At 55.7% G+C, this 7,128-nt stretch carries 7 protein-coding genes and 1 pseudogene; 6 read left to right on the top strand and 2 right to left on the bottom strand.

Annotated features, from left to right (window positions below; translation table 11 throughout):
• Positions 1-83: 83 nt before the first annotated feature.
• Together Q0063_RS01245 and Q0063_RS01250 are read right to left on the bottom strand one after the other, a co-directional pair.
• Complete coding sequence (locus Q0063_RS01245; protein ID WP_297870146.1) at positions 84-953, bottom strand: ABC transporter permease; 870 nt, start codon at positions 951-953, stop codon at positions 84-86.
• Positions 946-1,992: an ABC transporter permease gene (locus Q0063_RS01250; RefSeq protein WP_297870147.1), complete on the bottom strand. Its 1,047-nt coding sequence runs from the start codon at positions 1,990-1,992 to the stop codon at positions 946-948. The genes Q0063_RS01245 and Q0063_RS01250 overlap by 8 nt, the downstream gene beginning before the upstream one ends.
• 564 nt (positions 1,993-2,556) lie before the next feature.
• Between Q0063_RS01250 and Q0063_RS01255 the strand changes: the two genes are divergently transcribed.
• The 6 genes and pseudogenes from Q0063_RS01255 (at position 2,557) to Q0063_RS01275 (ending at position 6,987) form a co-directional block, all read left to right on the top strand.
• Entirely contained in the window at positions 2,557-4,086 is a 1,530-nt protein-coding gene (locus Q0063_RS01255; protein WP_297870148.1) for an FGGY-family carbohydrate kinase, read from the top strand.
• Between the two features lie 83 nt (positions 4,087-4,169).
• Complete coding sequence (locus Q0063_RS01260; protein WP_297870149.1) at positions 4,170-4,508, top strand: cupin domain-containing protein; 339 nt, start codon at positions 4,170-4,172, stop codon at positions 4,506-4,508.
• A gap of 76 nt (positions 4,509-4,584) precedes the next feature.
• Positions 4,585-5,253, top strand: a complete 669-nt coding sequence (locus Q0063_RS01265) for a hypothetical protein (RefSeq protein ID WP_297870150.1) — start codon at positions 4,585-4,587, stop codon at positions 5,251-5,253.
• A gap of 308 nt (positions 5,254-5,561) precedes the next feature.
• On the top strand, positions 5,562-6,071 hold the full coding sequence (locus Q0063_RS01270) for a flavin reductase family protein (protein WP_297870151.1): 510 nt from the start codon (positions 5,562-5,564) through the stop codon (positions 6,069-6,071).
• Positions 6,072-6,177: 106 nt separating this feature from the next.
• A pseudogene (locus Q0063_RS14665) lies at positions 6,178-6,327 on the top strand (DeoR family transcriptional regulator); the annotation flags it as partial.
• Between the two features lie 3 nt (positions 6,328-6,330).
• Positions 6,331-6,987 (top strand): DeoR/GlpR family DNA-binding transcription regulator, encoded by a 657-nt coding sequence (locus tag Q0063_RS01275; protein ID WP_297870152.1) that lies wholly within the window; start codon positions 6,331-6,333, stop codon positions 6,985-6,987.
• Positions 6,988-7,128 lie beyond the last annotated feature (141 nt).

Genomic DNA, 7,128 nt, shown 5'->3' on the forward strand with positions numbered 1-7,128 from the left:
TCCAAAGCTTCTTGTATATTACAGAATCCGCACAGAGTCCCTCTGCGCAAAAGCTGTATCCCCTTATCTGGAACACCGTAGAATCAATGGCTCTTAACATATGGCACGCCCAGAGCGGCGGGGTCCTTCGCGTTTCTGGAAAAGGCGCACAGCGCCAGCACTGTCAGGATATAAGGCAGCATCAGGGCAAACTCATAGGGGAATGCACCGCCGCCGGCCTGGAGCCGGTAGGACAGGGTCTCGCCGATGCCGAAGACCAGCACGCCGCCCAGCGTGCCAAAGGGCGTGTATTTACCGAAGGTCACCGCCGCCAGAGCGATGAAGCCCCGCCCGTCCGTCATGTTCTCCGTGAACTGGCTCAGAATGCCGGTGGAGAGGAACGCGCCGCCAAACCCCACCAGAGCGCCGCCTGCGGCGCAGGCAATATAACGGAGCTTTTTGACGCTGATGCCCACGCTCTCCACCACCACGGGATTTTCTCCCACTGAGCGCATCTGCACGCCAATTTTCATCTTGTACATGGCAACCCAGGCCAGAATCACCAGCCCGATGGCAATGTAGGTGGGAATCGGAAACCCCAGGAAGCTGCCATAGGTGGTCCCGGCGTTCATGCCATCGAAAAAAGCCCGGTTCAGCGTGGTTGTCAAGCCGGCGCCCACCAGATTGAACGCCACGCCCAAAACCGTTTGATTGATACGGAATTCCAGCACCAGCGCACCGAACAGCAGGCCGAACAGCCCCGCCACCAGCATGGCGGCTAACCCGCCCAGCCAGGCGTTATTCAGGTGGTGTGTGACCACCACGCCGGTGAGACATCCTATAATCATCATACCCTCGGCTCCCATGTTGACAATGCCGGAAACCTCCATTACCAGCACACCCAGGGCAACGAAGAGCAGCGGAGTGGAATAGCGGATCATTGCAGCCAGGAAGGAAATGATGGAATCAGCCATGAATCGTCGCCCCTTTCTCTTTCTTCACCTGAAGCAGAACCTTGCTCAGCACATTGATCAAAACGAACACAATCACCAGTGCCCGAATCAAATCTACCACAGAGGAGGGAACCCGCGTGAACATCTGCACGGCATTTCCACCGCTTTTCATGGCCCCAAGCAGAATGCCGGAGAGGAACATGCCCACCGGATGGTTTGCGCCCAGCAGCGCCACGGCAATGCCGTCGAATCCGAAGTTGCTGGCCATGCCCTTCAGCAAACGGTGCTGCACGCCCAAAACCTCAATGGCACCGGCCAGACCCGCGAAGCCGCCGGCCATAAACATCGCCATCAGGGTGTTCTTCTGAACGCTGATGCCAGCATAGGCGGCCGCCTGATTGTTCTGGCCCACAATCTGCATACCGAAGCCCGGAGCCGTCTTCCACAGGAAAATCCCAAAAAACACTAGGCTGAGGATCATCAGCAGAAAGCCGGTGTGCAGCTTGGTCCCAGGGAGGATGTAATGCATCCAATAGGTGTCCTCAAACATAACGGTCTGTGCCGCATTGCTGTTGGGATCCTGAATAGGCCCGCAGACCGCCCACTGAATCAGGTATTGAGCGGCGTAGTTCAGCATCACAGTCGTAATAACCTCGTTGGCCCCGAAGCGGACCTTCAGAACGCCCACCAATAGTCCCCAGATCGCGCCGCCCAGAAAACCAGCCAGCAACGCCAGAATTACCACCAGAAATCCAGGCCCTGGCATAAAGAGGACCACCACAGACGCGCTCAGCGCGCCGATGTACATCTGCCCCTCTGCGCCGATGTTGATCAGGCCGCAGCGGAACGCGAAGGCGTAGCTCAAGCCCGACAGCGTCAGCGTCGTTGTCTTGACCAGCGTATTGCTGATGTTGACCGATGAGCCGAACGCTCCAGAAAACATGACCCGGAATGTAGAAAGAGGATCTTCGCCGATCAGTACGATCACCAGTGAACCGACCAGGAACGCCAATAGGATGGACGTGATCGGTTCAAGCACCTTGCTTGATTTTTTAATCATAAGTATATACCCCTTTACCGGCATGAGCCTTATAAATAGGTTGGCCCTATGTTGACTTTATTATGAATCCCTCTCTCCGGTTTGTCAATCACCTATTTGCCGAACCAGACAAATTTTGTTTGGTTATACAATTCGCCCTTGTTGAAATTGTTCGATATGTTTACAGGGAGACATCCTTCCTATTTTAAAGGCATCTTCTGTCCAACGCTGGTTCCTTTCACGACTTTTACATCACAGTATTTCCAAAAATTATCCAGTATTTCCGATATTATCCTGTTTTAATGAATTATATCGCCGATTAAAATAAAGGTTAACTCAAGAATATTTGAAGACAGGCGAGTTTTATGCCGTCAGTTCCCTCAATAAAGGTTGGTCTTCTTGTTGATATAGCGAAACTGCTGTAAAAACCGCCTTACTTTTTAGGTTTTGAGGAATTGACATTGTTTCCCGGACATGCTACCATAAATAAAAGCATATAGGTCGAACCTATTTGCACACCGCGAACCAGCACATCCCGGCGCGGCCCGCGGCGCTCAAACAAGACCAGAAAGGAAGGAAGCATGTATGAACGAACTGATCCTCGGCATTGACGTCGGCACCACCTCTCTGAAAGCGGCCGTTTTTGACCACAAGGGGGTCCAGCAGGCCGCCGCAGTTGTGGAGTACTCCCTTCTGACGCCGCAGCCCAATATTGTGGAAGCCCCTTGCGGCATTTATATGGATTCCATTGTCAAATGCATGGAGGTCATCCGCTCCGGCGGTGCCGTGAACACCCAAGACATCACCGCAGTGGGCTTTTCCGTTCAGGGCGAAACGCTGTGCCTGCTGGACGGAGACGGACAGCCGCTGAGAAATGCCATCGTCTGGATGGACAACCGGGCCGGCGATCAGGCGGAACAGCTCCGGGCCCACTTCGGAGATGAGCTGTGCTATCAGGTCACCGGACAGGTGAGCTTCGAGGCCTGCTGGCCCGCCGCCAAGCTGCTGTGGGTCAAGGAGAACGAGCCGGAGATTTTTGCGAAAACCCGGCACTTCCTTCTGCTGGAGGACTATGTGATCTACCTGCTGACAGGAAGGTTTGTGGCCGAGGGCTCCCTGCTGACCTCTACGGAATACTGGGACATCCGGACAAAGAAATACTGGCCAGAAATGCTGGACTTCATCGGCGTTGACCCCTCCGCCCTTCCGGAAATCCGGGAATCCGGCGAACTGGTGGGGACTGTTCTGCCGGAAATGGCAGAGCTTCTGGGCATCTCCCCCAAGGCGAAAATCACCACCGGCTGTCTGGACCAAGCCGCAGGCGCCATCGGCGTGGGGAATATCTATCCCGGCATTTTCTCGGAGAACATCGGCGCGGCGCTGGCCATCTGCGTTCCCACCGCCCAGCTGACCTACGATCCCAACCGCCAGATGCCCGTTCACTACTTCGCCACACCGGACACCTACATGATGCACACCTTTACCACCGGCGGCATGTGCCTGCGCTGGTTCCGGGACGGCTTCTGCCAGCCGGAGCTTGACATCCAGAAGCTCACCGGCATCGACGCCTATGATTTGATGGGCAGGGAAGCCGACAGCGTGCCTCCTGGGGCCGACGGCTTGATCTGCCTGCCCCATCTCCAGGGCTCCATGGCCCCCGACGTGAACCTGAACGCCAAGGGTGTGTTCTACGGCGCCACCCTTCAGCACAGCAAGCCTCACTTTGTCCGGGGAATTATGGAGAGCCTGGGATACCTCATTTGCCGCAATCTGGAGGCCATTGATGCCATGGGCCTGGAGGTCAAGCAGATTCGCACCATGGGCGGCGGCTCCAAGTCCGACATCTGGAACCAAATCAAGGCGGACATCACCGGAAAGACCCTCCATGTGACCTATTCCTCTCAGGATACCGCCTGCCTGGGCGCGGCCATCCTGGCCGGAAAGGCCGCCGGCGTGTTTGAGAGCATCGAGTCCGCTGTAGATTCCATGGTTCAAATCAGGAAAACCTTCGAACCCAACCCTGCAAACCGCGCTGTCTATGACAGACAGTATCAAATGTTCAATCTGCTGTTCAAGGCTCTGACGCCGGTCTTCAACGAGGACTCCAAGGGATAAATCTTTTCGTTCTGTCTGCTCCAAATTGCCGCAGAATCCTGGCCGCGGCGTTATCACAAATATGAAAACGGAGGAATTTCGGTATGGAAAAACTGGGCAAAATCTTTCACCCCTCGGATGCCAAGGTCTTCATGGACGAACAGGAGCTGGTGCGGGAGTACCTGCGCACAGACAAAATTACCTTCGGCGTTTCCAGGCTGAAGCCCGGCGCAGTCGGCGGGCTGGATATCGGCCACGCGGAGGCGGACGAGGTGTTCTTCTGTATGCAGGGCCATGTTCTCTGCTACTTCCCTGAGGACGACACCTATTATGAGCTGAATCAAGGCGACGCGCTGCTGATTCCCCCCGCCACCGGTCACAAGCTCTTTAACATCGGAGACGTGGACGCGCTGATCAGCTGGAGCTGCGCACCCCATCCCTGAACACGGATTCCCATACTGCTCATTCCGATGGGCAGAATTGAATTATTGTCATCATTTTGAAAGGAAGTATATGATTATGAGCAAGCATCCTGAACTGATTGTCATGCTGACCCACAATGACCGCACCGTTGAAAATGCCTATGAAATTTTTGACGCCTGCAAAGATGCCAAGGCGAAATACTGGGGCTTTAAAGAGGTGGGCATTCCTCTGGACGAGATGAAAAAGCTGTGCGCCTACATGAAGGAGTGCGGCAAAACCACGTTCCTGGAAGTGGTTGCCTACACGGAGGAGGAATGTCTGGAAGGCGCCAAAATGGCAGTGGAATGCGGCTTTGACATGCTGATGGGCACTCTTTATTTTGACTCTATCAATGACTACTGCAAGGAAAATAACCTGAAATATATGCCCTTTGTCGGCAAAATCACCGGCCGCCCCTCTGTGCTGGAGGGCACCATTGAAGGCATGATTGAAGAGGCCAACGGCCTGATTGCCAAGGGCGTTTACGGCATCGACCTGCTGGGCTACCGCTATACCGGGGACGCCGTGGAGCTGAACAAGAAGTTTGTGGCCGGCGTGAAGGCCCCCGTCTGCCTGGCGGGCAGCGTCTCCAGCTATCAGCGCCTGGACGAGGTGAAGGACGCCGATTCCTGGTCTTTCACCATCGGCGGCGCCTTCTTTGAAAACAAGTTTGACGGGACCTTTGCCGAGCAGATTGACAAGGTCGTGGATTATATGGCAAACTAAACCATACCCTGTTTCTAAAGGCCGGAAAACCGGGCCAGTGAAGGCGCTCCGCTGGAAACGGCGGAACCCAGGCGGTATTCGACTCTTTTGAATACAGGCCCTATGCCCGCCAAGGGTGTTTTCAGGCTCCCCGGGTGATGTCCGGAAAGCCGACACGCTTCAGGCAAGCCCTGAAACCGGGCGGAGGAAATTCCTTTGCCCCGTTTCAGGGCTTCTTTGGAAAGATCCCTGGAGTCCACCGCGTTTCTCCCGTCCCCGGGTCCCCAGCAGGCTGTCAAATCAGAACCGAACCGAAAGGAGTCTCCTCCATGGAACAAATCACAATTGGTCAGGCAGAAAAACTGACGTCCCCCAATCCATTTGCCCTTTTGACCGTCCAAACGCCGGAGGGCCATACCAACGTAATGGCCATTTCCTGGTGGAGCTATGCATCTAATCATCCGGCCACCGTTGTGGCCTGCCTCAGCAGCAGAGGCTATTCCGGACAGTGCATCCAGTCATCGGGAGCCTTCGGCCTCTCCGTGCCGGGCCCCCAGCTGAAGGACGCCGCCCTGCGGGCGGGGACCTGCTCCGGACGGAATATGGATAAGGCGGCGGAATTGGGCATCCCTCTGGAGGCCTGCGGAGGCTGCTCTCAGAAAATGGTGTCCGGAAGCCGCCTTTGGATTTCCTGCAAGCTGAAGGATACGTTGGCCGTCGGCGACCACATTTTATATGTGGGAGAGGTGGAATCCCTTCTGGCCGACCCGTCGGTGGAGGGGCTCTACGCCTGGGAGGGCTATGGTCGGCTGGACACAGTCCGGCGGAACGATTGTTGACAGGCAGGGCCGTCTTGGCGCAGTCCGCGGGCCTTTTCCTGCATGGCTGCCGGAATAACAGCCAGACGAGGTGAGGTCCGTGATCCGTGAACAGTGAATTCGCCATATTTTAGAAGCGTTACAGCAAAGCGGCATCGTTTCCACCTCAGAGCTGACCAAAGCTTTGGGAATTTCCCGCTCCACCATCCGCAGGGATTTTTTTCGGGGGGGGGAGCCAGAGGAAAGGCATCTTCTTAAATGTATCTGCGGAGGCGCTGTCATGATATCACGGCCAGCTGCTGGCGATCCCCATCATTATAACCCGCAGGACCTGTGCGCCGGCGGGAAGCGCCGTGTTGCCCAGCGGGCCGCGGAGCTTGTACCGGAAAACGGAACCATTCCTCTGGATTCAGGAACCACCGTCTATGAACTGTCCAGGCAGCTTGCCCAGCGCAGAGGACTGCACGTTGCCACCAACGATTTAATATGCGCGCTGTCCTCCAATCCGGAGATTTCCGTTTTCGTACTGGGCGGTGCACTGAGGACGGCCAACTTTTCCATGAACGGCCCGTTTACAGAAAACGTAATCCGCCAGCTCCATGCGGATGCGGTGGTTTTTTCCAGAGGCCTTATGGGCTTTTCCATGGACGAGCTGCCCACCAAGCGGCTGATGATCCGGTCTGCCCGGCAGACCGTCCTTCTCTGCTGCCATACCAAGCTTGAGTCCTCAGCCTTCGTCAGCATCTGCCCTCTCAGGGATATCGACGTCATCATAACGGAAGCTGAGACGGACCCTGGAATTCTCGTCAAACTGGAGGAACAGGGGATCAAAGTCTTTACTGCTAGAAATGCCGCCTGCCCTCATAGCTTTCCCCCCAATATCCGTCCCATTCACAGCAAGACAGCAGGCGCCGGTGCGCGGGCTGTCCCAAAATAAAGATTAGGAGACACGCCATGATTGATCTCACCATTAACAAGCAGGGTCTGGAGCACAACCTGAAAAAGGCCCGGGAGCAGAACATTCTCATCCCCACCATCGCCCAGATGCAGCATCCGGAGACCATCCCCGAAAAGATTC

This window comes from uncultured Oscillibacter sp., assembly GCF_947654275.1.
GTDB lineage: Bacteria > Bacillota > Clostridia > Oscillospirales > Oscillospiraceae > Oscillibacter.

Bases quoted from the DNA above. Each gene is read 5' to 3' on its own strand.
- Q0063_RS01245 (WP_297870146.1), bottom strand. From the start codon at position 953: ATGGCTGATTCCATCATTTCCTTCCTGGCTGCAATGATCCGCTATTCC.
- Q0063_RS01270 (WP_297870151.1), top strand. From the start codon at position 5,562: ATGGAACAAATCACAATTGGTCAGGCAGAAAAACTGACGTCCCCCAAT.
- Q0063_RS01275 (WP_297870152.1), top strand. From the start codon at position 6,331: ATGATATCACGGCCAGCTGCTGGCGATCCCCATCATTATAACCCGCAG.
- Q0063_RS01260 (WP_297870149.1), top strand. From the start codon at position 4,170: ATGGAAAAACTGGGCAAAATCTTTCACCCCTCGGATGCCAAGGTCTTC.
- Q0063_RS01255 (WP_297870148.1), top strand. From the start codon at position 2,557: ATGAACGAACTGATCCTCGGCATTGACGTCGGCACCACCTCTCTGAAA.
- Q0063_RS01265 (WP_297870150.1), top strand. From the start codon at position 4,585: ATGAGCAAGCATCCTGAACTGATTGTCATGCTGACCCACAATGACCGC.
- Q0063_RS01250 (WP_297870147.1), bottom strand. From the start codon at position 1,992: ATGATTAAAAAATCAAGCAAGGTGCTTGAACCGATCACGTCCATCCTA.